Origin of the sequence: Caulobacter sp. BE254, assembly GCF_031457295.1 — a bacterium.
Lineage (GTDB): Bacteria > Pseudomonadota > Alphaproteobacteria > Caulobacterales > Caulobacteraceae > Caulobacter.
Genome location: NZ_JAVDWJ010000006.1, coordinates 200,401 through 225,272 on the forward strand (window position 1 = coordinate 200,401; position 24,872 = coordinate 225,272).

Annotated in this window: 21 protein-coding genes; 2 read left to right on the forward strand and 19 right to left on the reverse strand. The window is 69.2% G+C overall.

Annotation, left to right across the window (positions count from 1 at the left end; genetic code table 11):
* Window positions 1-131: 131 nt before the first annotated feature.
* The 8 genes from J2X41_RS13235 to J2X41_RS13270 form a co-directional block, all read right to left on the reverse strand.
* Window positions 132-1,451, reverse strand: a complete 1,320-nt coding sequence (locus tag J2X41_RS13235) for an amino acid permease (RefSeq protein ID WP_310082397.1) — start codon at window positions 1,449-1,451, stop codon at window positions 132-134.
* A 157-nt stretch (window positions 1,452-1,608) separates the two neighbouring features.
* A complete protein-coding gene (locus J2X41_RS13240) occupies window positions 1,609-4,041 on the reverse strand; it encodes a TonB-dependent receptor (RefSeq protein ID WP_310082398.1) in 2,433 nt (810 codons plus the stop codon).
* A 125-nt stretch (window positions 4,042-4,166) separates the two neighbouring features.
* Window positions 4,167-6,182, reverse strand: coding sequence for a sulfotransferase (locus J2X41_RS13245; protein WP_310082399.1), 2,016 nt, complete (start codon window positions 6,180-6,182; stop codon window positions 4,167-4,169).
* A 370-nt stretch (window positions 6,183-6,552) separates the two neighbouring features.
* On the reverse strand, window positions 6,553-7,836 hold the full coding sequence (locus J2X41_RS13250) for an FAD-binding oxidoreductase (RefSeq protein ID WP_310082400.1): 1,284 nt from the start codon (window positions 7,834-7,836) through the stop codon (window positions 6,553-6,555).
* A gap of 162 nt (window positions 7,837-7,998) precedes the next feature.
* Window positions 7,999-9,399, reverse strand: a complete 1,401-nt coding sequence (locus tag J2X41_RS13255) for a glutamine synthetase family protein (protein ID WP_310082401.1) — start codon at window positions 9,397-9,399, stop codon at window positions 7,999-8,001.
* A 27-nt stretch (window positions 9,400-9,426) separates the two neighbouring features.
* On the reverse strand, window positions 9,427-9,843 hold the full coding sequence (locus J2X41_RS13260) for a PIN domain-containing protein (protein WP_310082402.1): 417 nt from the start codon (window positions 9,841-9,843) through the stop codon (window positions 9,427-9,429).
* Window position 9,844: 1 nt separating this feature from the next.
* On the reverse strand, window positions 9,845-10,081 hold the full coding sequence (locus J2X41_RS13265) for a hypothetical protein (protein WP_310082403.1): 237 nt from the start codon (window positions 10,079-10,081) through the stop codon (window positions 9,845-9,847).
* A 12-nt stretch (window positions 10,082-10,093) separates the two neighbouring features.
* Complete coding sequence (locus tag J2X41_RS13270; protein WP_310082404.1) at window positions 10,094-10,228, reverse strand: hypothetical protein; 135 nt, start codon at window positions 10,226-10,228, stop codon at window positions 10,094-10,096.
* Between J2X41_RS13270 and J2X41_RS13275 the strand changes: the two genes are divergently transcribed.
* Together J2X41_RS13275 and J2X41_RS13280 are read left to right on the forward strand one after the other, a co-directional pair.
* Window positions 10,221-10,442 carry a type II toxin-antitoxin system ParD family antitoxin gene (locus tag J2X41_RS13275; RefSeq protein ID WP_310082405.1) on the forward strand — a complete coding sequence of 74 codons (222 nt, stop codon included), beginning with the start codon at window positions 10,221-10,223 and terminating at the stop codon, window positions 10,440-10,442. The two genes, J2X41_RS13270 and J2X41_RS13275, sit on opposite strands and share 8 nt — an antisense overlap.
* The gene (locus tag J2X41_RS13280) at window positions 10,439-10,762 is read left to right on the forward strand and encodes a type II toxin-antitoxin system RelE/ParE family toxin (RefSeq protein ID WP_310082406.1); all 324 of its coding nucleotides are present in this window, start codon (window positions 10,439-10,441) and stop codon (window positions 10,760-10,762) included. Before J2X41_RS13275 ends, J2X41_RS13280 begins: the two co-directional genes overlap by 4 nt.
* A gap of 11 nt (window positions 10,763-10,773) precedes the next feature.
* Here J2X41_RS13280 and J2X41_RS13285 read toward each other — a convergent pair whose 3' ends face one another.
* The 11 genes from J2X41_RS13285 to J2X41_RS13340 form a co-directional block, all read right to left on the reverse strand.
* The gene (locus tag J2X41_RS13285) at window positions 10,774-12,174 is read right to left on the reverse strand and encodes an aspartate aminotransferase family protein (protein ID WP_310082407.1); all 1,401 of its coding nucleotides are present in this window, start codon (window positions 12,172-12,174) and stop codon (window positions 10,774-10,776) included.
* 142 nt (window positions 12,175-12,316) lie between these two features.
* The gene (locus J2X41_RS13290) at window positions 12,317-13,069 is read right to left on the reverse strand and encodes a gamma-glutamyl-gamma-aminobutyrate hydrolase family protein (protein WP_310082408.1); all 753 of its coding nucleotides are present in this window, start codon (window positions 13,067-13,069) and stop codon (window positions 12,317-12,319) included.
* A gap of 190 nt (window positions 13,070-13,259) precedes the next feature.
* The gene (locus tag J2X41_RS13295) at window positions 13,260-14,384 is read right to left on the reverse strand and encodes an ABC transporter ATP-binding protein (RefSeq protein WP_310082409.1); all 1,125 of its coding nucleotides are present in this window, start codon (window positions 14,382-14,384) and stop codon (window positions 13,260-13,262) included.
* Between the two features lie 160 nt (window positions 14,385-14,544).
* Complete coding sequence (locus tag J2X41_RS13300) at window positions 14,545-15,396, reverse strand: ABC transporter permease (RefSeq protein ID WP_310082410.1); 852 nt, start codon at window positions 15,394-15,396, stop codon at window positions 14,545-14,547.
* Between the two features lie 151 nt (window positions 15,397-15,547).
* Window positions 15,548-16,438: an ABC transporter permease gene (locus J2X41_RS13305; protein ID WP_310082411.1), complete on the reverse strand. Its 891-nt coding sequence runs from the start codon at window positions 16,436-16,438 to the stop codon at window positions 15,548-15,550.
* A 169-nt stretch (window positions 16,439-16,607) separates the two neighbouring features.
* Entirely contained in the window at window positions 16,608-17,705 is a 1,098-nt protein-coding gene (locus J2X41_RS13310; RefSeq protein WP_310082413.1) for a spermidine/putrescine ABC transporter substrate-binding protein, read from the reverse strand.
* A gap of 93 nt (window positions 17,706-17,798) precedes the next feature.
* Window positions 17,799-19,184: a glutamine synthetase family protein gene (locus tag J2X41_RS13315; protein WP_310082415.1), complete on the reverse strand. Its 1,386-nt coding sequence runs from the start codon at window positions 19,182-19,184 to the stop codon at window positions 17,799-17,801.
* A 205-nt stretch (window positions 19,185-19,389) separates the two neighbouring features.
* Window positions 19,390-20,754, reverse strand: a complete 1,365-nt coding sequence (locus J2X41_RS13325; protein WP_310082416.1) for an aspartate aminotransferase family protein — start codon at window positions 20,752-20,754, stop codon at window positions 19,390-19,392.
* A 172-nt stretch (window positions 20,755-20,926) separates the two neighbouring features.
* Window positions 20,927-22,378, reverse strand: coding sequence for an NAD-dependent succinate-semialdehyde dehydrogenase (locus tag J2X41_RS13330; RefSeq protein ID WP_404979935.1), 1,452 nt, complete (start codon window positions 22,376-22,378; stop codon window positions 20,927-20,929).
* Between the two features lie 5 nt (window positions 22,379-22,383).
* Window positions 22,384-23,871, reverse strand: a complete 1,488-nt coding sequence (locus J2X41_RS13335; RefSeq protein ID WP_310082420.1) for an aldehyde dehydrogenase — start codon at window positions 23,869-23,871, stop codon at window positions 22,384-22,386.
* A gap of 247 nt (window positions 23,872-24,118) precedes the next feature.
* Window positions 24,119-24,790 carry a GntR family transcriptional regulator gene (locus J2X41_RS13340; RefSeq protein ID WP_310082422.1) on the reverse strand — a complete coding sequence of 224 codons (672 nt, stop codon included), beginning with the start codon at window positions 24,788-24,790 and terminating at the stop codon, window positions 24,119-24,121.
* Window positions 24,791-24,872 lie beyond the last annotated feature (82 nt).

A 24,872-nucleotide genomic window follows, 5' to 3' on the forward strand; every position in this document is an offset into this window, starting at 1 on the left:
GCGGTCTCTCATCCTCTCTCTGATCCTTTCATCCCGACGAAAGTCGGGACCCAAGCGGCGCGGGCCTTGTGGCCTCCGCGCGAAACCCCAAGCTCGGCTTGGGTCCCGACTTTCGTCGGGATGAAAGGAATTTAGGGGTTGTCCGCGGGAGCTCGCCCCCGCGTCAGCCAGTAGAACGGCGCCCCGATGGCCAGCAGGCCCACGCCCAGCAGCACCGCCTGGCCGCCGGCGCCGACCAGGGTCCAGACCGAATAGAGGCCGGCCAGGATGGCGATCACGGTCAGGGCCGTGGTCGGGGCGATGCGCCGGCTGGCCTGCAGCTTCAGCGCCGCCAGGGCGCAGGCCAGGTAGGCGAACAGCGAGGCGGTGGTGGCCACCAGGGCGATGAAGGTGAACAGGTCGGCCATCGACTTGGCGTAGTTCATCAGCACCAGCACGGTCAGGAAGCCGGCTGACAGCAGGTGGGCGCGGACCGGCGCGCCGTTCGCCGACTCCTTGGCCAGGAAGGCCGGGAACACCCCGCCCCGGGCCATGGCGTAGGGCATCTCGCCCTGCAGCAGCACCCAGCCGTTCAGGGCCCCGAAGGCGCTGATCGCCGCGAACAGGGCCAGGACCTTGCCGGCGTTGCCGCCCCAGTGAAGGCTGACGAAGTCGGCCAGCGGGGCGTTGGACACCTTCAGCGCGTCGGCCGGGGTCAGCAGCACCACCGCCGAGCAGACCAGCAGATAGATCACCCCGGTGAACACCGTGCCCACCAGGGTGGCGCGGGGGATAGTGCGGACCGGGTCGACCACCTTGCCGGCCGGCACGGTGGCCGATTCCAGGCCCAGCAGCGCCCACAGGGTCAGGGCCCCGGCGGCGGTGATCCCGCCCGGATGGATGTCCGACGCGCGGAACGGCGTCAGGCTGGCCCCGTGGTCGCGGCCGATCACCCAGAAGGCCAGGCCGGCCACGGCCGCCAGCGGCAGCAGCTTGAGCACGGTGGTCGCCACCTGCACGCCGCCGGCCAGGCGGGCGCCGGCGATGTTGACCCCGACCAGCAGCCAGACCGCGCTCAGGGTGATCAGCAGGTGCATCCCGGGAACCCGGGCGATGGCCGGGAAGATCGCCGACAGATAGCTGACCGCCCCGGTGGCGATGGCGGCGTTGCCGACCCACAGCGAGATCCAGTAGCTCCAGGCCACCATGAACCCGACCAGCGGCCCGAAGGCCTCCTGGGTGTAGGCGTAAGGCCCGCCGGCCTTGGGGAACTCGCGCGCCAGCCCGGCGAACACGAAGGCCAGGGCCAGGGCCCCGCCGATGGTCAGCAGCCAGCCGAACACCGCGTTCCAGCCGTAGGGGGCCAGGGACGCGGGCAGCATGAACACCCCCGAGCCGATCATGTTGCCGACCACCAAGGCCGTGCACATCCAGAAGCCCAGGGCGCGGGGGGCGGGAGTTTGGGGCGTCATGCGGTCACGCTATCAGACGACCCGCGACTTGCCCCCACCTGGCGGCTTCGCCGCCTGTCCGCCCCCATAGGGGGCGGAGCCTGATACGCGAGGCTCTTCCCCCTATGGGGGAAGACGACCGCGAAGCGGTCCGTAGGGGGCAAGTGACGGGCCGCCCCTAGAACTTCTGCCCGAACTTCACCCCGACGGTGCGCGGCCGCAGGGGCACCGAATAGACCTCGGCGCCGCAGACGGCCTCGACGCATTCGGTGCTGCGGGTCAGGCTGGCCCGGCTGTCGTTGAGGTTCACGACATAGGCCGAGACGGTCCAGCTGTCGCGGCCCAGGCCGGCCGACAGGTCGGTGGTGATGTAGCCGGCCTGCTTGCCCAGCACCTCGCGGGCGAAGGTGCGCAGGTCGGCCCAGGCGCCGGTCTGGCCGACGATCCCGCCCTGGACGAAGGCGTCGTAGCCCCCCAGGTCGAACTCGTAGCGGGCGTTCAGGTTGGCCTTGAACTTGGGCGTGACGGGCAGCTGCTGGCCGTCCGGCGCGCGCTCGGGATAGTTGTCCAGGTCGACCGGACAGTCGGTGATCGGCTGGCCGGTGGCCGGGTCGACCTTGCCGCAATAGGTGCCCTTCAGCTTGGCGTCGATATAGGAGGCCGCGCCGTTCAGGGTCAGGCCGTGCGTCACCGCGAAGCTGAAGTCGGTCTCGGCGCCGTTGATCTCGGCCGAGACGGCGTTCTTGATCTCGGTCAGGCCGTTGGCCCCGACGATCGAGAACTGGAAGTCGTCCCAGGTCTCGTGGAACACCGCGCCGTTCCAGCGGAAGCGGTTGTCGGCCCAGGTGGTCTTCCAGCCGAACTCGTAGTTCTTCAGGAAGTCGGACTGGTAGGGCGGCAGGGTGCCGCGCCGGTTGATGCCGCCCGGCCGGAAGCCCTCGGAATAGGTGACATAGACCAGCTTATCGGGGTCGATCTTGTAGGTGAGGTTGAACTTCTTGCTGTCGCCCTTCTCCTTGACCCGCTTGTCGAGGTTCGTGCAGGGCGAGCCCTTGATCTCCGGGCCGCGGCCGTTGCAGGCCGCCTCGCCCGTGCCGTCGCGGACGAATACGCCATCGTCGTCGTACTTGTCCGGGCTGTAGCCCGCGCCGTAGCCGTAGAAGCCCTTGAGGCTGTTGTCGGACTTGAAAAAGCGGATGCCGGCGGTGAACGTCAGCTTGTCGGTGATGTCGAACGCCACCTCGCCGAAGGCGGCGCTGTCGCGGTCGATGCGCTTCTGCTCGGTCAGCCAGATCGTGCCCGGATGGCCCGGCACCGACAGCGAGTCGCCTAAGTCGTCGATGCGGTAGTTCTGATGGATGCCGTGGGTCTGGCGCTGATAGAACAGCCCGCCGACCACCCGGAAGCGGTTCTCCTGCGGGGTCGAGACGCGCAGCTCGTGGCTGGCCTTCATGTAGGCGTCGTGGCCGATGATGTATTGCGACGGATCGACCGGATTGCCCGCGTCGTCGGTCCAGTAGGCGCCGTAGCCGGCCAGGGTGTCGTAGAAGAACGAGTAGTCGGTGTAGTCCTGGCGGGTGTCGACGTCGCGGTCGAGGTACGAGCCGGCATAGACCACGTCGAGGTTGCTGATCTTGCCCTCGACGGTCATGGCCGCCTGCCACCACTTGTCCTTGGAGTTTTCCGGATAGTAGTGGGCGACCTTCAGCGCCCCCAGGCTGCGGTCTTCGGCGAACACCCCGCCGACCTTCTCGATCTGGCCCATGACCTGGGGCGTGATCACCCAGTTGTCGCCGGCCTCGATCTTGACGGCCGCCCGGCCGCCATAGAGGTCGACGTCGTTGTAGTCCTTCTTGGCGCGGGCGCCGTTGCTGATCGTGACGCCAGAGGTGGGATAGGTACGTTCGCCGGGCACGTTGTCGATATAGCCGCCCTGGTGCTCGCTCCAGCCCACCAGGCGCACGGCGATCTTGTCGTTGATCGGCTGATTGACGAAGCCCTCGGCGACATAGCCATCGTCGCCGTGGGCGATGTTGTTGACCTCGAGGTCGTAGCCGGCGCTGAAGCCGGCGGTGCTGGGCTTGTTGGTGATGATCCGCAGGGTGCCGGCCTGGGAGCTGGCGCCGTACAGCGTGCCCTGCGGCCCCGACAGCGCCTCGACCCGGGCGATGTCATAGATGTGGATGTCCAGCGCGCCCTGGATGGTGGTGACGGGCTGCTCGTCCAGATAGACGCCGACGCTGGGCAGGGAGCCGGAGTGGTTGCCGTCGCCGCCGCTGGCCACGCCGCGGAAATAGACGTTGGAGAAGCCCGGCGAGGTGGTCTGGAACGAGATGCTGGGCAGGTACTTCACATAGTCGGTGAAGCTGGCGACGTGCAGTTGGTCCAGCTTGGCCTGGCCGAGCGCCTGGATGCTGACCGGCACGTCCTGCAGGTTTTCCGAGCGCTTCTGGGCGGTGACTACCACCTCTTCCAGCGCCACCGCGCCCTGGGGCGCCTGGGATGCTTGAGCCTGGGCGGACACCGCCGTCAGCATGGTCGAGGCCAGAAGCGCGGTCGTCAGCAGACCGCCTTTCGAAAGGGCGGTCTTGTCACGCGTGGCAGACGTCATATCGGCTCCCCGAACTGTTCGGAGAACGATGCTCTTCTGGCTGATTTGAGCCGGCAAGACGCAAAATTCAAACCCGCGTCAATTCGGCCGACTGTTGCAGAAATGGCAGGGTTCTGAGCGGCTGATCAAAATTCAGGCGCGGCGGGATAACTGGACAGGACCGGTCCAAGGGCGGTCTTCAGCGGGTCCAGCCATGATTCGTAGTTTTGCCAATGCTCGACCGCGTCCTTGAAGATGGGACGACGGACCTGTTCTGAGCTTGCGGTGCGCACGGCGCGGTCGTTTTCGTGGAAATTCAGGCATGATTCTTCGAACGGCAGGCCGCAATAGGCCAGCAGGGCGCGGATCTCGCCTTCCGGGTCCTCGATCATCGATTCGTAGATCACCCGGTGCACGCGGCCCGGCAGCACCGCGTCGACATGGGCCATCAGCTCGACATAGTCGGCGTAGTAGCGGCCGATGTCCTCCAGGCCGTAGCTGAAGTTCTGGCCGCGGGCGAAGTGCTGCTTGAAGCCCGAGAAGCAGCAGCCCATCGGATGGCGCCGGGCGTCGATGATCCTGGCGTTCGGCAGCATCAGGGCGATCAGCCCGACATGGGCCCAGTTGTTGGGCATCTTGTCGATGAACAGCGGCCGGTCGGTCTTGCGCTGCACCCGGGTGCGCTCGAGGAACTCCTCGCCCAGCGCCTTGAGATCCTCCGGACCCAGCGTGGCCAGCACCTCGGGATAGGCCGCGCCATCCTTCAGCCGCCGGGCCATGGCTGTGACGTCGGGCAGCTCCATCGTGCCCTCCACCGCCGAGTGGCTGGCCAGGATCTGCTCGACCAGGGTCGAGCCGGCGCGCGGCAGGCCCAGGACGAAGATCGGGTCGGGCGCGGGGCAGCCCTGGCCGGCCCGCGACGCGAACAGCTCGGCAGTCAGCACCGTCTTGCAGCGGGCCACGTGCCGGGTCATCACCGCCGGGTCGTAAGGGACCTGGGCCCGGCGCAGCGCCGCGCCCCGGGCGTAATGGGCGAACGATTCGGCGTAGCGGCCGGCGTCCTCGTGGGCCTTGCCCAGGGCGTAGTCCAGGTGCAGGCGGTCGTCCTGCGCCAGGTCCTCCCGGGCCAGCTGGGCCTCCATCGTCGCCAGGTCGGCCGCGTCGAAGCGGTAGGTCTTCATGTTGGCCAGGCTCCACCAGGCCTCGCCCAGCGACGGGGCCTGGTCGACGGACTTGCGGTAGGCGGCCGCACAGTCGGCCGAGCGGCCCACGGTCTTCAGGGCGTGGCCATAGCTCATCCAGCCCTTGGGCTGCTGGGGATAGCGGGCCAGCACGTCCTCGTAGATCGCGATGGCCCGGGCGTATTCGCCGATCCGCGCCAGGGCCGCGGCCTTCAGGTTCAGATAGGCGGGATTGCGCGGCTCCTCGGCCAGCAACAGGTCCAGCTGGGCCAGGGCTTCCGGCGACCGCCCCAGCCGGTACTGCAGGGTAGCCAGGTTGTAGCGGGCGGCGGTGAAGGCCGGGGCGAGCTTCAGGCAGTCCAGCAGCAGGGTCTCGGCCTCGGCCTCGCGGCCCAGCCGGGCGAGGGCCTCGGCCAGCATGCGGATGGCCGCCGGCTCGTCGGGGCGGGTCTTCAGCAGGTCACGCAGCACCGCCTCGGCCTTGGCCGGCGCGCCGTCGACCAGGGCGGCGGCGGCGGTCATCAGCACCGGGTCGCGGACCCCGCCCTTGATCTGCCGGGCCCGGGCGGCCCGGGCCCCGGCCTCATCGCCGAGCAGCTCGAAGGCCTCGGCCAGGCCGCGCCAGGCGTCGGCCAGGTCGGGGGCCAGGTCGGGATCCGCGGCGACGGCGCGCTTGAACGCCGCGACCGCCGCCTGGGTGTGGCCGGCGGCGGCCAGCACCCGGCCGTGCTCCAGCTGGATCGGCGGCGACTGGGCGAAGGCGCGGGCCAGGGGATCGATCACCCGCAGGGCCTGGGCCACGTCGCCCGTCAGCCGCAGGGCTGTGGCCAGGATCAGCACCGCTTCGGCGTGGCGTGGCACGGCCTCCAGGATCGCCGTCGCCTGCTCGGCGGCCAGCCGCGGGTCGACGTCCAGCAGGCGCCGGGCATGGGCCAGGGCCGTGGCGACGCTGCCGGCGGGCTCGGTGGTGGTGACGGTCATGGGAGGATGGGATGGCGGGGCGGCGGCGAAGTCAACGCCTGGCCCCCATAGGTCCTCCCCCTGTGGGGCAGGGCTATCGCATATGGAAGAACGAAGGGTGGACGGCTTGAGCCGTGCATCCAGCCGAAGCCAGAAGGTTGGCTCGCAAGCCCGTTTGGATTCGTTTTGTTCGCCTTTTGGAAGAGCTTGCGTCGATCCAATACGCGCTCTCGATAGGGCAAATCCATATGCAATAGCCCTGCCCTGTGGGGGAGGTGGTCGCGAAGCGACCGGAGGGGGGAGTGATAGGACGCTCGATCCAGCTCACGGCCACCACCGCAAACTCCCCCCACCGGCCCTACGGGCCGCCTCCCCCACAGGGGGAGGGGCGTCAAATCCGGTCCCGCAGCGCGAACCAGCTCAGCCCCGCCACGGTCAGCGGCCACCTCAGCAGCCGCCCGCCCGGGAACGGCGGCGTCGGCAGGCGCGCCAGCAGCTCGACGCCCTCCCCCTCGCCCAGGGCCGCGTCGGCCAGAAGCTTGCCGAACCAGGGCGCCAGCATCACCCCCTGGCCCGAATAGCCGGCGGCGATCCGCACGCCGGGGGCCAGTTCGCGGACGAACGGGGCGCGGTGGACGGTGATGCCCAGGGTCCCGCCCCAGGCGTGGGTGACCTCGACGTCGGCCAGGTCCGGATAGACCTTCAGCATGTGGCGCCGCACGAAGGCCTTCAGGTCCGGCGGGAATCCGGGCCGGTAGTTCTCGCCGCCGCCGAAGATCAGCCGACCGTCGGGACTCTTGCGGAAGTAGTTGATCACGAAGCGGCTGTCGGCGACGGCGGCGCCCGAGCGGATGATCGTCTCGGCTCGCGCTCCCAGCGGTTCGGTGGCCAGCAGGAAGTTGTTGATCGGCATCACCCGGGCCCGGGCCGCGCCGCCGGCCACGGCGTCCAGATAGCCGTCGCCGGTCAGGATCAGCTGGTCGCAGGTCACCCGGCCCTGTGGCGTTTGGACGACGATCGCCCCGCCCTCGCGTCGCCAGGCGGTGGCGCGGCTGTGTTCGTGGATCACGGCCCCGGCCGTCCTCGCCGCCCGCGCCATGCCCAGGGCCAGGTTCAGCGGATGCAGGTGGCCGCCGCCCAGGTCAACGAGGCCGCCGTGATAGACGTCGGTCCCCAGCTCGTCGGCCAAGTCCGCCGCGTCGATCAGGGCCAGCTGGTCGTAGCCGTAGCGGTCGCGCATGAACGCGACATGGGCCACGTCCTGCGCCTCGCCGCCCTGGCGGTGGCGGGCGTGGATCATGCCGGGGCGGAAGTCGCAGGCGATGTCGTGCTCGGCGATCAGGGCCAGCAGGTGGGCGCGGGCGTCCTGGCTCATCCGCCACAGGGCCATCGCGGCGTCGCGGCCCAGGGTCTTCTCCAGCCAGGCCTGGTCGTTGCGCTGGCCCGTATGGACCTGGCCGCCGTTGCGCCCCGACCCGCCGGACCCGACCTGGGCGGCCTCCAGCACGACGACGCGGACGCCCCGCGTCGCCAGTTCCAGCGCCGCGCCGAGGCCCGTATAGCCCGCGCCGACCACGCAGACGTCGGCCCGGACGTGGTCGCTCAGGGCGGGGAGTTGCGGGAACGGCGTGGCGGTGGCCGCGTACCAGGAGGTGGCGGGGTGGCCGGTGTTCACGACCCTCTTCCATGGGGAGAGGGAGGGGCCCGCCGCGGAGCGGTGGGAGGGTGAGGGGGTGGTGAGTTCGACGGCGTGCCGGCACTCCGGCCAACGGCGTAACCCCTCATCCTCCCACGCTTCGCGCGGGCCCCTCCTTCTCCCTCTGGGAGAAGGTGAGCGCTACACATTCAGCAGCAGGAACTCCCGCTCCCACGGGCTGATGGTGCGCATGAAGGTCTCGTACTCGGCCTCCTTCACCGTGGCGTAGGCGGCGCAGAAGGTGGCGCCCAGGATCTCGACCAGGGGCTTGGCGTCCTCGAACAGGGCCACCGACTCCAGCAGGCTGCGCGGCAGCTCGATGCCGCGGGCGCTGGCGTCGGTGTCGACCGGGGCGGTCGGGGTCAGGTTTCCGAGCATGCCCAGATAACCGGTGGCCAGCACCGCGGCGATGGCCAGGTAGGGGTTGGCGTCGGACGACGGGATGCGGTTCTCCAGGCGCCGGTTGGCGGGATCGGACGGCGGCACCCGCAGGCCGCAGGTGCGGTTGTCGTAGCCCCACTGGGTGTTGACCGGCGCCCCGGAGTCCCGCGCGATCCGCCGGTAGCTGTTCACGTAAGGCGCCAGGATCGCCATGATCGCCGGCAGGTAGCGCTGCTGGCCGGCGATGAAGGCGTAGAACAGAGGGGTGGCCTCGCCGGTCTTGGGATCGGAGAACAGGTTCGCCCCGTCCGGCCCCAGGATCGACTGGTGGATGTGCATGGCGCTGCCGGGCTCGGCGGCCATCGGCTTGGCCATGAAGGTGGCGTAGATCTCGTGCTCCAGCGCCACCTCGCGGATGGTGCGCTTGAACATGAACACCTGGTCGGCCAGCTCCAGCGGATTGCCGTGCCGCAGATTGATCTCCATCTGGGCCACGCCGCTCTCGTGGATCAGGGTGTCGATCTCCAGGCCCTGGCGCTCGGAATATTCGTACATGTCCTCGAACAGGGCGTCGAACTCGTTGACCGCGGCGATCGAATAACCCTGGCGGCCGGTCTCGGGCCGGCCCGAACGGCCGATCGGCGGTTTGAGCGGGTAGTCGGGGTCGGTGTTCTTCTCGACCAGGTAGAACTCGATCTCCGGGGCCACCACCGGATCCCAGCCCTTCTCGCGATAGAGGGCCATCACCCGGCGCAGCACCTGGCGCGGGCTCTCCTCGACCGGGCGGCCGTCGGGGTGGAAGGCGTCGTGGATCACCTGGGCGGTCGGATCCTGGGCCCAGGGCACCACGGCCAGGGTGGCCAGGTCCGGGGTCAGGAAGATGTCGGTGTCCGACTGCACCGCGTTGACCGCCCCCTCGAACTCGGGGAAGTCGCCGGTGATGGTCTGGTAGAACACCGCCAGCGGCAGGTTCATCGACGGCGCGCCCAGGAACTTGCGCACCGGCATGATCTTGCCCCGCGCCACGCCGGCCAGGTCGGGCACGACGCACTCGATCTCCTCGATGTTCTGCCGCGCGAACCAGTCCTTGGCGTCGTCCAGCGACGCGACCCCGCGGGTCGTCTTGGGGGCGGGCTTGGATTTCTTTTCTTTGTACTTCACGGGGGCGCTCCTCGCGCTTGTGGAAGTCTAAGCGGACTGGAAAGGATTGATGATGCGAAGGCCGTCGACGAGTTGGCCGTGCGAAAGATCCTCGGTGTAGAGTTCGGTGCAACCCGCCGCCCTGGCGGCGGCCACGACGGCGCTGTCCCAGTAGGAGAAGCCGTACCGTTCCTTGATCTCGAACGCGGCGCGCAAGGTCCCGACCGTGTTGTCGACGACCAGATGCCGTTGCCAGGCATCGACCATGGCCACGGCCAGGGCATGAGGCAACGGCTTTGGACCCGAGGGCCGTGTGGCCTGAACATAGAACTCCTGCAGCACCTGCACGGACACCACACCATCGTCCCGATCCAACAGGACCAAGGCTCGCTCACGTTTCTCGGCTTCGGCCGGCGATACGCTGATCGAGTAGATCAGAACGTTGGTGTCGAAGAATACGGGCACGCTATCGGCCGCGTTCGTGCAGTTCGTCGCGGGACAGCCTGTCGCCCACCACGAAGTCGGTGATCTGCGCGCGCGTTTCCGCCTCCAGACGCCTGAGGCGCTCGGCTCGACCTTCGTCGGCGGCGACCTCGGTCAGGAACTGGCGAACCAGGGCGGAAACGGACGTGTCCCGTTCGGCGGCCTTGATGCGGGCTCGCCGGTAGGTTTCATCGTCAACCGTGACTGTGATGTTTTTCATGATCTCACAGTATCACAGTTTCACATTATTGGCTTCCGCGCCTTCGGCGGCCGTCAGTGCGATCAGCGGCTTGATCTTCATTCTACCCTGCGTTCTTGCCATTTTTTGCCAAAGCGCACAGATTTGGGTCATGAGCACGATGAACATCTCGCTGCCCGAAGCCCTCAAGTCGTTCGTCGATGAGCAGGTCGATCAGGGCGGTTACAGCACGAGCAGCGAATATGTCCGCATGCTGATCCGCAAGGATCAGGACCGGCTGCGTCTGCGGGGCCTCCTGCTCACCGGGGCGTCCTCCGCCCCCGCCAGCCCGGTCGGTCCCGGATATTTCGAAGCGTTGCGGGAGCGCGTACGCGGAGAATGACCACCAAGCCGGTCATCCCACGCGCGGCGGCGGAGCGGGATGTCGAGGACGCCCTTGCCTACCATCTGAACCAAGGCGCGCGACAGACCGCTCTCGGCTTCATCGACGCCCTGGAACGGGCCTATGGCCGCATCGGCGCCAATCCGGCCAGCGGCTCGCCGCGCCACGCTCATGAACTGAACCTTCCCGGGCTGAGATCCTGCCCCCTGAGGCGCTACCCCTATGTGGTCTTCTATGTCGAACGCGATGATCACGTCGACGTCTGGCGCGTGCTGCACGGACAAAGCGACATTCCGGCGTGGATGTCGGCGGAAGCCTGAGGAGGCGCTCATCACGCCGCCGCCTCCGGTTTCAACGCCCGCAGGACCGGCTCGGCCTCGTCCAGGGACTTGCGGATGATCCCCACCAGCTCGTCGATCTGCCCGTGGGTGATGATCAGCGGCGGGCAGCAGACGATGCTGTCGCGGATGGCGCGGACCATCAGGCCGTTGCTGATGCAGAGGTCCCGCACGATCGGCCCGGCCTCGCCCTCCTTGTCGAGGAAGCGGTGATTGGTCCCCTTCTCGCGGACGATCTCGACGGCGCCGATCAGGCCCAGCGAGCGGGTCTCGCCGACCAGCGGGTGGTCGTTCAGCGAGGCCAGGGCCTTGGCCAGGTAGGGGCCGGTGTCGTCGCGGGTGCGCTCGACCAGGCCTTCGCGCTCGAGGATCTCGATGTTCTTCAGCGCCACGGCGGCGGCCGTCGGGTGGCCCGAATAGGTGAAGCCGTGGATGAAGTCGCCGCCCTTGTCGCGCAGCTCGGCGACGATGTGGTCGGCCACCCCGACGGCGCTGATCGGCAGGTAGCCGGACGACAGGCCCTTGGCCATGGCGATCATGTCCGGCTTGATCCCGTAGTGCTGGTGGCCGAACCACTGGCCCAGCCGCCCGAAGCCGCAGATCACCTCGTCGCAGACCAGCAGGATCCCGTACTTGCGGCACAGGGCCTCGACCGCCGGCCAGTAGCCGTCCGGCGGGATGATCACCCCGCCCGCCCCCTGCACCGGCTCGCCGATGAAGGCGGCGACATTCTCGGGGCCGACCTCAAGGATCTTGTCCTCGATCGCCTGGACCGCCCGGTCGCGGAAGGCGGCGGGATTCTCGCCGAAGCCGTCGCCGAACGGATAGGGCTGCATGACGTGGTGCACGCCGGGGATCGGCAGGTCGCCCTGCACATGCATGTGCTTCATGCCGCCCAGCGAGACCCCGGCCACGGTCGAGCCGTGATAGGCGTTCCAGCGGCTGATGAAGGCCGTGCGGCTGGGCTCCCCTTTGAGCTTCCAGTAATGGCGGGCCAGGCGGAAGACGGTGTCGTTGGCCTCCGAGCCCGACGAATTGTAGAAGACGTGGGTCAGGTGGCCGCCCATCTTCTCGGCGATCTTGGCGGCCAGCTTCACCGGCGGCGGCGTCGCGGTCTTGAAGAAGGTGTTGTAGTACGGCAGCTCCAGCATCTGGTCGTAGGCGGCCTTGGCCAGCTCCTCGCGGCCGTAACCGACATTGACGCACCACAGCCCGGCCATGCCGTCCAGGATCTGGTGGCCCTCGCCGTCATGGATGTAGACGCCGTCGGCCCGGGTGATGATCCGGCTGCCGCCCAGCTGCGCGAGCACCTTGTGGTCGGCCTGGGCCGGCAGGTGGTGGGCCAGGTCCAGGCGCTTGAGCTCGGCGATGTCGTGGTTGCGGATCGGGATCATGACTGCGGGTACTCCTGAGCTTCTTCTTATCTCCGCTCATCCCGGCGAAAGCCGGGAGCTAAGCGGCGCTTGTTGTCTCGCCCGGATGCTCGCCGCCGGCTCGGCTTGGGTCCCGGCTTTCGCCGGGACGAGCGGTCGAGGGTCACGCGGGAGGGCGCAGGCCCTCGCCCCGCAGCGCTCGGCCGAACAGCTGGAAGAACGCCTGGCTCTGCGGGTTGCGCTCGGTCTTCCATTCGGGATGCCACTGAACGGCCAGCACCGGCGCGCCGTTGACTCTGGCCGACACCGCCTCGACCACGCCGTCGGGCGCGCGGGCCTCGACGGCGAGGCCTTGGCCCAGCCGGTCGACGCCCTGGTAGTGCACGGAATTGACGCTCGCGGCCTGGGCGCCGAACGCGGTGGCCAGCACCCCGCCGGGGGTCAGGTCGACGCGGTGCTCGTGATCGAACATGCCGTCGAAGTCGACGTCGTCGGGGGCGTGATGGGCGATCAGTTCATCAGCCGCCGCCATGTCGCGCCGCAGCGTGCCGCCGAACGCGACATTGATCTCCTGGAAGCCCCGGCAGACCCCGAACACCGGCTTGCCCAGGTCGAGCATGGCCGCAATCAGGTCGGCGGTCATGGCGTCGCGCGCCGTGTCGAACGGCCCCGGGGCGTCGGGGACCGCCTCGCCGTAGCGGGCCGGGTCGAGATTGGACGGGCTGCCGGTCAGCATCAGGCCGTCCAGGCGAGACGCGACTTCCGAGGCTTTCATCAGTTCCGGCATCGACGGGACCAGCAGGGCCGCGGCGTCGGCGTATTGCATGGCGCCGACGACATAGCGGTTCATCACCGCCTGGGCGGGTTCGACCCCGACGGTGCGGGTGCAGCAGATGATCCCGGCGACGGGTCTCATCTCCCCTCCCCCTGTGGGGGAGGCGATCGCGTAGCGATGGGTGGGGGGAGTTGTCGGATCGAAGATCGGAGGCCCGGCCGGCTGCCGGTCACGCCCCCCTCCGTCGCCCTGCGGGCGACACCTCCCCCATAGGGGGAGGGACTTGGCGTGCGCAGCCGCCAGGTGGGGGCAAGGGCGTGAACCAGGAAGATCACGACAGCAGCACCGCCGGCGAGCACGCGTGCCAGCCCAGCCACACCGCCTCGCCCAGCTTGAAGTCCTCCTGGTCCCAGCGGGTCAGGTTCTGGCGGACGACCTTGATCCGGCGGCCGCTCTGGATCTCGACCTCATAGACGCTTTGGCCGCCCAGATAGGCCTCGTGGCGGATCACCCCGGCCACGGCGTTCTGGCCGACCGGGCAGTCGCCCATGTTGGGCGGGGCGGCGTCGTCGGGACGCTTGTGCAGCTCGATCTTCTCGGGCCGCAGGGCCGCCCAGACCGTGCCGCCGCGCGCGCCGGTGACGCCGTGGTCCAGGAAGATGTCGCAGTCCAGGTCCGGCGACTTGACCACCGCATGGCTGGGCTCGTCGACCGCCAGCACGCCCTCGAACAGGTTCACGCTGCCGATGAAGTCGGCCACGAAGCGGCTGTTGGGGAACTCGTAGAGGTCGTTGGGCGCGGCCACCTGCTGCAGCAGGCCGCGGTTCATCACCGCGCAGCGGCTGGCCAGGGCCAGGGCCTCGTCCTGGTCGTGAGTGACCATGATGAAGGTGATCCCGACCTTCTCCTGCAGGGTGGACAGCTCGGTGCGCATCTGGTCGCGCAGCTTGGCGTCCAGGGCCGACAGCGGCTCGTCCAGCAGCAGCACCCGGGGGCGCTTGACCAGGGCCCGGGCCAGGGCCACGCGCTGGCGCTGGCCGCCGGACAGCTGGTCGGGCTTGCGCTGGGCCAGGCCGTGCAGCTGGACGAGGTCCAGCGCCTCCTCCACCCGCCGGTCGCGCTCGGCCTTGCTGACGCGGTCGACCTTCAGGCCGTAGGCGACGTTGTCGGCCACGCTCATGTGCGGGAACACGGCGTAGGACTGAAACACCATGTTCACCGGTCGCTTGTTGGGCGGCACGGTCGAGACGTCCTGGCCGTCGATCAGGATCCGGCCCTCGGTCGGGGTCTCGAACCCGGCCAGCATCCGCAGCAGGGTGGTCTTGCCGCAGCCCGACGGGCCGAGCAGCGAGAAGAACTCGCCCTCCTGGATGCTGAGCGAGACGTTGTCGACGGCCACCATCTTGCCGAAGCGCTTGGTGACGTTCTCGAAGGTGATGATGGGTTGGTTGGTCATGGCCTCGCCCCCGAAAAATCCACCGCCGCAGGCCCCCTCCGGCCCTCCGGGCCACCTCCCCCAAAGGGGGAGGATCTGCTTGGCCGGCGCACTGCTAGATGCTCCCCCTCTGGGGGAGCTGTCGCGGAGCGACTGAGGGGGTTCTCCCGCACGAAACCGCTCACTTGCCGTCCCCATGCCCCGCCACGCCGGCCGGATCGCCCTGCAGCTTCAGCGCCACCGCCGTCAGCAGCACCGTCAGCACGATCAGGATGGTCGAGGCGGCGTTGACCTCGGGCGTCACCGAGAAGCGGACCATCGAATAGACCTTCACGGGGAAGGTCACGGTGTCGGGGCCGGCGGTGAAGAAGGTGATGACGAAGTCGTCCAGGCTCAGCGTGAAGGCCAGCAGGGCGCCGGCCACCAGCGAGGGGGTCATGTGCGGCAGGATCACGTCCTTGATCGTCCGCCACTCGCCGGCCCCGAGATCCCGGGCCGCCTCCTCCATCTCGCGGTTGAAGCTGGCCATCCGGGCGCGGACCACCACCGCCACGAACGGGAACGAGAACGAGACGTGGGCGATGGTGATGGCCCCCAGGTTCAGCGGCCAGGGCAGGCCCACGGGCCAGGGCAGGACCTTGGCGAAGAACACCAGCATGGCCACGCCCATGCAGATCTCGGGCACCACGATCGGCAGGGCCAGGGCCCCGTCCAGCACCGTCTTGCCCGGAAAGCGGAACCGCCACAGCACCAGGGCGACCATGGCCCCCAGGGCGACGCTGAGCACCGTGCACAGGGCCGCGATGGTCAGGGAGTTGGCGAAGGCCTCGATCAGCGAGGAGTCGTTGAAGGCCTTGTCGTAATATTTGAGCGTGAACCCCTTCCAGACGATGTTGCGCCGGCTGTCGTTGAAGCTGAACACCATCAGGGCGACCAGCGGCGCGTAGAGGAACACCCCCACGGCGGCCAGCCAGGCCTGCATCTGCCAGCGGCGGAGGTATTCGAGGGGGCCGGGGGGACTGCGCTTGGTCATTGGCGATCCTCCCCCTGTGGGGGAGGCGGCCGAAGGCCGGTGGGGGGAGTCTTGGGATCGAAGGTCCGGGTGTCGGCCATCGGCCGATCACTCCCCCCTCCGTCGGCTTCGCCGACACCTCCCCCACAGGGGGAGGACTTCGCGAACACGCTCATGCCGCAGCCCCCTTCCGGCCCTTGCTCACCAGCGCCTGCACCGCGATCGCCACGAACGTCAGGTACATCAGCAGGAACGACAGGGCCGCGCCGAAGGGCCAGTCGTTGGCGCGCTTGAACTGGCGCTCGATGACGTTGGCGATCATCTGGCTGTCGGGACCGCCCAGCAGGTCGGGGGTCAGGTAGGCGCCCAGGGCCGGGATGAAGGTGATCAGCACGCCCGAGGCGATGCCCGGCAGGGCCAGGGGCACCACCACCTTGAACAGGGTGCGCATGTGGCCCGCCCCGAGGTCGAGGCTGGCCTCCAGCAGCGACTTGTCCAGGCGATCCAGCGCCGAATACAGCGGCAGCACCATGAACGGCAGGTGGACATAGACCAGGCCAACGATCACCGCGAAGTTGGTGTGCATCATCTCCAGCGGCTGGAACGGGGCCAGCGGCACGACCTTGGCCGCCAGGGTCCAGACCGCCTCCAGCGACTTGTTGATGTAGCCCTCGTTGCGCAGCACGGCGATCAGGGCGTAGGTGCGGATCAGCAGGTTCGTCCAGAACGGCAGCATGATCAGCAGCAGCAGCCAGGTCTTGGCCTTCTGCGAGGCGAAGGTGATGGCCAGGGCGACCGGGAAGCCGATCACCAGGCACAGGCCGGTGGTCAGGGCCGCCACCCCGGCCGACTTCAGGAAGATCTTCAGGTACAGCGGCTCGATCGCCCGGGCGTAGTTCTTGAACGTGCCGGTGATGGCGATTTCCGTCAGGCCCGCGTTGTGGCCGAAGCTGTAGGCCCAGACGATGGCGAGCGGGACCAGGAAGAACAGCACCAGCCACACCAGCGGCGCGGCCAGCGCCGTGGCGAAGACGGACTTGGCCTGTTTCCAGGACTGTTCCATGGCGTCTGGTTCCCTTTCCTCGATCCTCCCCCTGTGGGGGAGGTGTCGGCGAAGCCGACGGAGGGGGGAGTATTTGGCTCGCGACCACAATCCGGATCGAACGACCCTAAAACTCCCCCCACCGACCGCTGCGCGGTCGCCTCCCCCACAGGGGGAGGATCTAAAACCCCTAGGCCGCCCGCACCCGCGTGATGACTTCCTCGTACAGGCTGGCCTTCTCGGCCCCCTCGAACGCCCCGTACTCGCACTTGGCCAGCTGGGCGGCGGAGGGGAAGATCACCGGGTTGTCCTTGTAGTCCGCCGGCATCAGCGCCTTGGCCGCCGCGTTGGGGGTCGGGTAGAGGATCTTCTTGGAGATCGCCGCCCCGGCCTGGGCGTCCAGCAGGTAGTTGATGAACTTGTGGGCGTTGTCCGGCCGCGGCGCGCCCTTGGGGATGCACAGGGTGTCGGAGTTCAGCAGCGAGCCTTCCTTGGGGATCACGAAGTCGAGGTCGGGATCCTCCTTCATGACCTGGGCGATGTCGCCGTTGTATTCCAGCACCAGGTCGACATCGCCGGCCAGCAGCATGTCCTGGCCGTTGTCGTCGTGGAACGCCTTCACATAGGGCTTCTGCCTGATCAGCATCTGCTCGATCTTGGTGACCAGCTCGGGCGGGATGTTGTTGACGCTGTGGCCCAGGTACTTGGCGGCCAGGCGCACCAGGTCGGCGCTTTCCGACAGCAGGGCGATGCGGCCATTATATTCGGCGCTGTCGAACAGGTACTTCCAGCTGTCGGGAACGCCCTTCACCTTGCTCTTGCGATAGCCGATGCCCAGCACCAGCCAAGTATAGGGCATCGAGAACTTGCGGCCGGGGTCGTAGTCGGGGTTCAGGAAGGCGGGGTCGACGTTCTTGAAGTTGGGGATCTTGGCGTGGTCCAGGGTCTCCAGCATGCCCGCCTGGCTCATGCGGCTGACGAACTCGTTGGACGGCACGATCACGTCATAGCCGGCGTTGCCCGCCTTCAGCTTGGCGAACAGTTCGTCATTGGTGGCGAACAGGCTCATATTGACGTCGACGCCGGTGGCCTTCTTGAAGTCGGCCAGGGTGGTCTCGCCGATATAGGTGTCCCAGTTGTAGAAGTTCAGCTTGGGCTCCTCGCCGCCGGCCGACTTGGCGGCCTCGCCCGCGGGCTTCTGGCCGCAGGCGGTGAAGCTGATGCCGATCGCCGCGGCGCCCATGGCCGTCAGCAGCGAGCGGCGGGTGCCGAGAATGCGGTTGGTCATGGCGTCAAAACTCCCCTTGGTTTGTTCCGTGACGCATCAGGCCCCTGCCCTCCGCGCCGTTCAACTCAAGCCGTACTCCCCCGCGCCCCGCCATCAGGCGTTGCGCAGATACCAGTCATAATCCAGTGCTGTGACCACCTCGGCGAAGCGCGCCTGCTCGGTGCGCTTGACCGAGACGAACATCTCCACGAACCGCTCGCCCAGATAGTCGCGCAGCACGTCGGACGCCTCGAACGTATTTACCGAAGCACACCAGTCCGTCGGCAGGCGGACCTTCTCCTTGGCCGCCGCCGCATAGCCGTCGCCGACCACCGCCGGGCCGGGGTCGATCCGGTGGCTGATCCCGTGGTGGGCGCAGGCCAGCAGGGCGGCCAGCACCAGGTACGGATTGGCGTCGGCCCCGGCCACCCGGTGCTCGACATGGCGGGTCGGCGGCGGGCCGGCCGGCACGCGCAAGCTGACCGTGCGGTTGTTGACGCCCCAGGTCGGGGCCACCGGCGCATAGCTGTTGGCCTTGAAGCGGCGATAGCTGTTGGCGTTGGGGGCCAGGATCGCCATGCAGTCGGCCATCAGCGCCTTCATGCCGCCGATCGCGTGCTTGAGCAGGTCCGAGCCCTCCAGGTCCTCGGCGGCGCAGAGGTTGTTGCCCGCCGCGTCGTTGAAGCTGACATGGACATGGAAGCCGTTGCCGGCCTGGTCGGCCCAGGGCTTGGCCATGAAGGTGGCCTCGCAGCCATGGCGCAGGGCCACGCCCTTGGCGGCCCGTTTGTAGCGCAGGGCGTCGTCGGCGGCTTCCAGGGCGTCAGGCTTGTGCTTGAGGGTCAGCTCCACCTGGCCCGGGGCGAACTCCGAGATCGCCCCCTCCAGCGGCACGCCCAGCACGTCGCAGACGTCCCACAGCTCGCGTAGGAACGGCGAGATCGCCTCCAGCTCCGGCAGGCCGTAGACCTGGATGCCCTGCGGCCGCTCGCCGGTCTGCAGCGACCGAGCGGGCAGCAGCTCGCCCCTGGGGCCGCGCTGCTGGTCGACCAGGTAGTATTCCAGCTCGCAGGCGGCGACCGGCGTCAGGCCGTCGGCGGCGAAGCGGTCCAGCACCCGCCGCAGCACGTGGCGCGGATCCAGGTCGTTGGCCGTCCCGTCCAGCTCGTACAGCGACAGCATGACCTGGGCCATGTCGTCGCCCAGCCACGGCGCCAGGGTCAGGGTCCCGGGGACCGGCCGCGCCCGGCGGTCGGCGTCGCCGTCCTCCCAGACCAGGCCGGTGTCCTCGCAGTCGGCGCCCTGCGTGTCGACCACCAGGATCGAGCCGGGCAGGAACCGGCCGTAGTCGTAGATCGCCTGCAGCTCGTGGACCCGCAGCCGCTTGCCGCGCGGCACGCCGGTCATGCTGGTGAAGAACACGTCGACGTACTTCACCAGCGGGTGGGCGGCGAGGAAGTCGCGGCATTCCTGGGGATCGGCGACCGAAGGGAGCGTCATGGGCGCACTCCTCCCTTTCCTGAACCCTCTCCCATGGGGAGAGGGAGGGGCCCGCGCGAAGCGTGGGAGGGTGAGGGGGTAAAACGTCGGCCGGCGTGCCGGCAGGGCGCCTTGCCCGAACGGCGACGGCGTAACCCCTCACCCTCCCACCGCTTCGCGGCGGGCCCCTCCCTCTCCCTCTGGGAGAGGGTGTTGGAATAAATACTCATGCCAGCCCCTCCAGCGCCCCGGCGAACCCGTCCACGGCGGCGACCAGTCGGTCGACGGCCGCGTCCGGGGTGACCGGCGACACCAGCATCATGGTGTGGAAGGGCGCGATCAGCACCCCGCGATTGATCAGCCACAGATGAAGCGCGTGCAGCAGATCGGCGTCCAGCGCCGCGCGCATCGCGGCGGCGTTTTCCGGGGGCGCGGCGGCGAACACCAGCTCGACCCGCGCCCCGACATGGACCACCGACCACGGCAGGCGCCGGGCGGCGATCACCCCGCGCAGGCCGGTCATCAGCCGCTCGGCCCCAGCCAGCATCCGCGCATAGGCGGCGTCGGTCATCACCTCGGACAGCATGGCCCGCATGGCGGCGATGGCCAGTGCATTGCCGGAAAGCGTGGTGCCGATCCCCGACTGGCCGGGCCCGATCCGGGCGGCGGCGGCGTCCATCCGTTCGGACAGCTCGGCGCTCACGCCCCAGACCGCGGCCGGCACGCCGCCGGCGATGGCCTTGCCGACCACCAGCATGTCCGGCGCCAGGCCGTGGGCGCGGGCGTAGCCGCCAGGGGCGGTCGAGATCGTGTGGGTCTCGTCGATGACCAGCAGGGTCCCGGCCCGGCGGGTCAGGTCGCGCAGGGCGCCCAGGAACCCCGGCCGCGGCAGGATCATCCCGCAATTGGTCATGGCCGGCTCGGCCAGGACGGCGGCGACGTCGCCCGGCGCCAGGGCCGCGGCCAGGGCCTCGGGGTCGTTGAACGGCACGACGCGGGTGGTGGCGGTCAGGTCGTGGACCTGGCCCAGCAGGCCGGGCTTCATGGCCGGGACGCCGTCCTTCAGCGTCACGAACGCGTCGTCGACCATGCCGTGGTAGCAGCCGTCGAACACCAGGACTGCCGGCCGCCCGGTCACCGCCCGGGCCCAGCGGATCGCGGCGCGGTTGGCGTCGCTGGCCGTGGTCGCCATCTGCCACAGCGGCAGGCCGAAGCGCTCGGCCAGCAGCCGGCCGACGATCACCGCGCCGGCGGTGGGCAGCATGAAGCCGGTCCCGCGCCGGGCCTGGTCGGCGATCGCCCGGGCCACCGCCTCCTGGCCGTGGCCGAACATGGCCGGGGTGTCTGCCAGGCAGAAGTCGTCATAGAGCCGGCCGTCGACGTCGGTGATCTGGGCCCCGACGCCCTGGGCGGCGAACACCGGACACGGGCTAGCCCAGTCGGTCATCCAATGCATCGGCGCCCCGCCCCGCCAGACCTCGGCCGACTGCCGCGACAGGGCGCACGAGCGGGGGTGTTCGGCGGTGAAGCGGTCGGCCTCGGCGTGGATCAGGTCGGACAGGGTCGGGGTGGTGACGGGTTTGGGGATCATGGGCGCATCACCCGGCGCTGAACGCCCCCTCCGTCACGCTGCGTATTCGCAGCGCGCCACCTCCCCCGTTGCACGGGGGAGGAGCGGGTTGACGCGTCCTTCTCCTCACCCGCGAAGCGGGGGAGGTGGCGCGAGGCGCAGCCTCGTGACGGAGGGGGCGTCAGGGCCGCGCTCATCCCACCCCGCCAAAGCACAGGTACTTGGTCTCCAGATACTCGTCCAAGCCCTCCGACGACCCCTCGCGACCCAGGCCCGAGTCCTTGACGCCGCCGAACGGGGCCACCTCGGTGGAGATGATGCCTTCGTTGATCCCGACCATGCCGGCCTCGATGGCCTCGGCCACCCGCCAGCAGCGGCCGACGTCGCGGCTGTAGAAGTAGGAGGCCAGGCCGAACGGCGTGGCGTTGGCCAGGTCGATGGCGTCCTGCTCGGTGTCGAACTTCACGATCGGCGCGACCGGGCCGAAGATCTCCTCCTGGAACAGCCGCATGTCGGGCGTGGCGCCGGTCAGCACGGTGGGCTGCCAGAACAGGCCGCCCAGCTCGTGACGGTCGCCGCCGACCGTGGCCGTCGCGCCCCGCTCCACGGCTTCGCGCACCAGCGTCTCGACCTTGGCGATGGCCTTGTCGTTGATCAGCGGGCCGATGGTCACGCCCTCTTCCGTGCCCGGACCGACCTTCAGCGCCGCGACCTTTTCGGTCAGCCTCGCCACGAACGCGTCATGGATCCCCGCCTGCACCAGCAGCCGGTTGGCGCAGACGCAGGTCTGGCCGGTGTTGCGGTACTTGCTGGCGATCGCCCCATCGACGGCGGCCTCCAGGTCGGCGTCGTCGAAGACGATGAACGGCGCGTTGCCGCCCAGCTCCAGCGACAGCTTCTTCATCGTGCCGGCGCACTGGGCGTAGAGCGTCTTGCCCACCGGAGTCGAGCCGGTGAACGACAGCTTGCGCACCCTTGCATCGTCGCACAGGGCCTTGCCGATGGCCGAGGCGTCCCGACCGGTGACCACGTTCAGCACCCCGGCCGGCACCCCCGCTTCCACCGCCAGCCGGGCGATGGCCAGGGCGCACAGCGGCGTCTCGGCCGCCGGCTTGACCACCACGGTGCAGCCGCTGGCCAGGGCCGGCCCGACCTTGCGGGTGATCATGGCGATCGGGAAGTTCCACGGCGCGATGGCCGCGCAGACCCCGACCGGCTGCTTGATCGACACCAGGCGTTTCCCCGGCAGCGGGCTGGGGATCGCATGGCCGTAGGCCCGCTTGGCCTCCTCGGCGAACCAATCGATGAACGCCGCGCCGTACGACACCTCGCCCCGCGACTCGGCCAGCGGCTTGCCCTGCTCGGCGGTCATCAGCCGGGCCAGGGCCTCGGCGTGCAGCAGCATCAGGTCCGACCACTTGCGCAGGATCGCCCCGCGGTCCTTGGCGGTCTTGGCGGCCCAGGCGGGGAAGGCGCGATGGGCGGCCTCGATGGCGACCTTGGTCTCCGACGCGCCCAGGTCGGCCACTTCGGCGATCACCGACCCGTCGGCCGGGTTCAGCACCTCAAAGGTGCTCTCGCTCTCGATCCACAGGCCGTCGATGAAGGCGGCGGTTTCGACAAGTTCCAGGGTCTTGAAGGTCATGGGCGTCACCTCAGCGTCACGGACACCGACTTCAGGTCGGCGTACTTGTGCAACGCGTGAAGGCTGCGGTCGCGGCCGAAGCCCGACTGCTTGAAGCCGCCGAACGGCATGGTGATGTCGCAGGCGTCCCAGCCGTTGATCCACACCAGTCCGGCCTTCAGCCGCCGGGCGCAGGTCAGGGCGCGGTTGATGTCCGACGTCCACAGGCCGGCGGCCAGGCCGTAGACGGTGTCGTTGGCCAGGCCGATCGCCTCGTCCGCATCCTTGAAGGATTGCACCCCCAGCACCGGGCCGAACACTTCCTCGCGGGCCAGGGTGTGGTCGGGCGCCAGCCGGTCGAAGATGGTAGGCTCGACATAGAAGCCGCCCGTCTCCTGGCGCACCCTCTGGCCGCCCAGCAGGCGGCGCGCGCCCTGGCTGTCGGCGGTGGCGATATAGTCCAGGGCGGTGTTCATCTGCCGCTCGCTGACCATGGCCCCGAAATTGGTCTCCGGATCCAGCGGGTCGCCGGGGACCATGGTCTTGGCCACCGCGACCACCTTCTCGAGGAAGGCGTCCTTGATCGAGTCCTGCACCAGCAGGCGCGAGGCGGCGGTGCAGACCTCGCCCTGGTTATAGAACACGCCCCAGGCGGCGGCCGAGGCGGCGGCGTCCAGGTCCGGACAGTCGGCGAAGACGATCTGGGGCGACTTGCCGCCCAGCTCCAGCGACACCCGCTTGAGGTTCGACCGGGCCGAAGACTCCATCAGCCGCCGGCCCACCGGGCCCGAGCCGGTGAAGGCGATCATGTCGACATCCATCGACAGGGCCAGCGCCTCGCCCGCGACTCCGCCCAGACCCGGGACCACGTTCAGCACGCCAGGCGGCAGTCCGGCTTCGAGAGCCAGCTCGCCCAGCTTCAGGGCGGTCAGCGGCGACTGCTCGGCGGGCTTCAGGACGACGGAATTGCCCATGGCCAGGGCCGGGGCGACCTTCCACATGGCCATGTGCAGCGGGAAGTTCCACGGCACGATGGCCCCGATCACGCCCAGGGGCTCGTGCACGGCCCAGCTCAGCCGGTCGACCGGCGAGGTCCCGACCTCGCCATAGATCTTGTCCAGGGCCTCGGCGTACCAGCGGGTGGTGCCGATCGCCAGCGGGATGTCGACGGCGCGGGCGTCGCGGATCGGCTTGCCAGTGTCGACGCTCTCCAGCAGGGCCAGTTGCTCGGCGTCGCGCTCCATCAGCTCGGCCAGCTTGAACAGCACCGCCTTCTTGGCGCGTGGGCCCTGGTCGCGCCAGCGGCCGTCCTCGAAGGCGGCGCGGGCGGAGGCCACGGCGCGGTCGACGTCCTCGCCCTGGCAGGCGGCGACCTGGTTCAGGACCGTCCCGTCGCGCGGCGAGACGTTGTGGAAGGTCATGCCCGAGGCCGCCTCGACCAGCGCGCCGTCGATCACCGCCCGGCCGGGCAGGGCCAGGGTCTTGAGGACGTCGATCGGGCTGGCGGCGGTCACGGGAGAGCTCTCGATGAATTGTGATCACAGTTTGCGGTGGCGGGACGGCTGTCAAGGTGAAGGAGGCCGCGATGGACGCCGCGCCCAAACGATGGGCGCCGTTTCTTCTCCCCCGTGGAACGGGGGAGGTGGCTCGGCGCGCAGCGACGAGACGGAGGGGGCGTCCGACGGCGGAGAGCGCCCCCTCTGTCACGATGCGTATTCGCATCGCGCCACCTCCCCCGCTTTGCGGGTGAGGAGAAGCGGCTCACCGCCCCGCCTCCACCGCCATGCGCATCTTGTCCATGCCCTCCGACAGGTCGGCGGCGATGGCCCGGCGGGCGCCCTCGGCGTCGTGGGCCTTCAGCGCCTCCATGGCTTCGGCGTGGCGGTCGGCGACCAGGCCGTCGGCGCCGACCCGGCCGAACACCACGCGCATGAACGGCCCGATCTGCAGCCACAGCCCGCCGGCCATGGCCAGCAGCACCTCGGCCTCGGCCCGCGCGTAGAGGGCGAAGTGGAAGTCATGGTTGGCGGTCATGTAGGCGTCGACGTCGCCCAGCCGCAGGGCGTCGTCGACGGCGGCGTCCAGCTCGTGCAGGCGCTTGAGCAGTGCGGCGTCGGCGTGCGGCGCGGCGCGGGCGGCCAGCTCCGGCTCGATCCACAGCCGGGCCAGCGACAGCTGCTCCAGGCGGTCGGCGGTCAGGGACGGCACGCTCAGGCGCTTGTTGGCCGGGTTGATCGCCAGGGCCCGCTCGGCCACCAGCCGCCGCACGGCGTCGCGCACCGGCATCGGCGACACCCCCAGCTCGGCCGCCAGGCTGCGCAGGCTGACGCCCACCCCGGGCGCGATGCGGCCGGTGATCACCGCCTGGCGAAGGGCCTCGTAGACCTGGTCGTGGACGGCCAGGCTGTCGGCGAGGGGTTTGCGTTCAGCCACCTACCCCTCCTGCCAAAAGATCCGCTCATCCCGGCGAACGCCGGGACCCAGATGGAATGGCTTTGAGGCGGCTTCCTTGGGC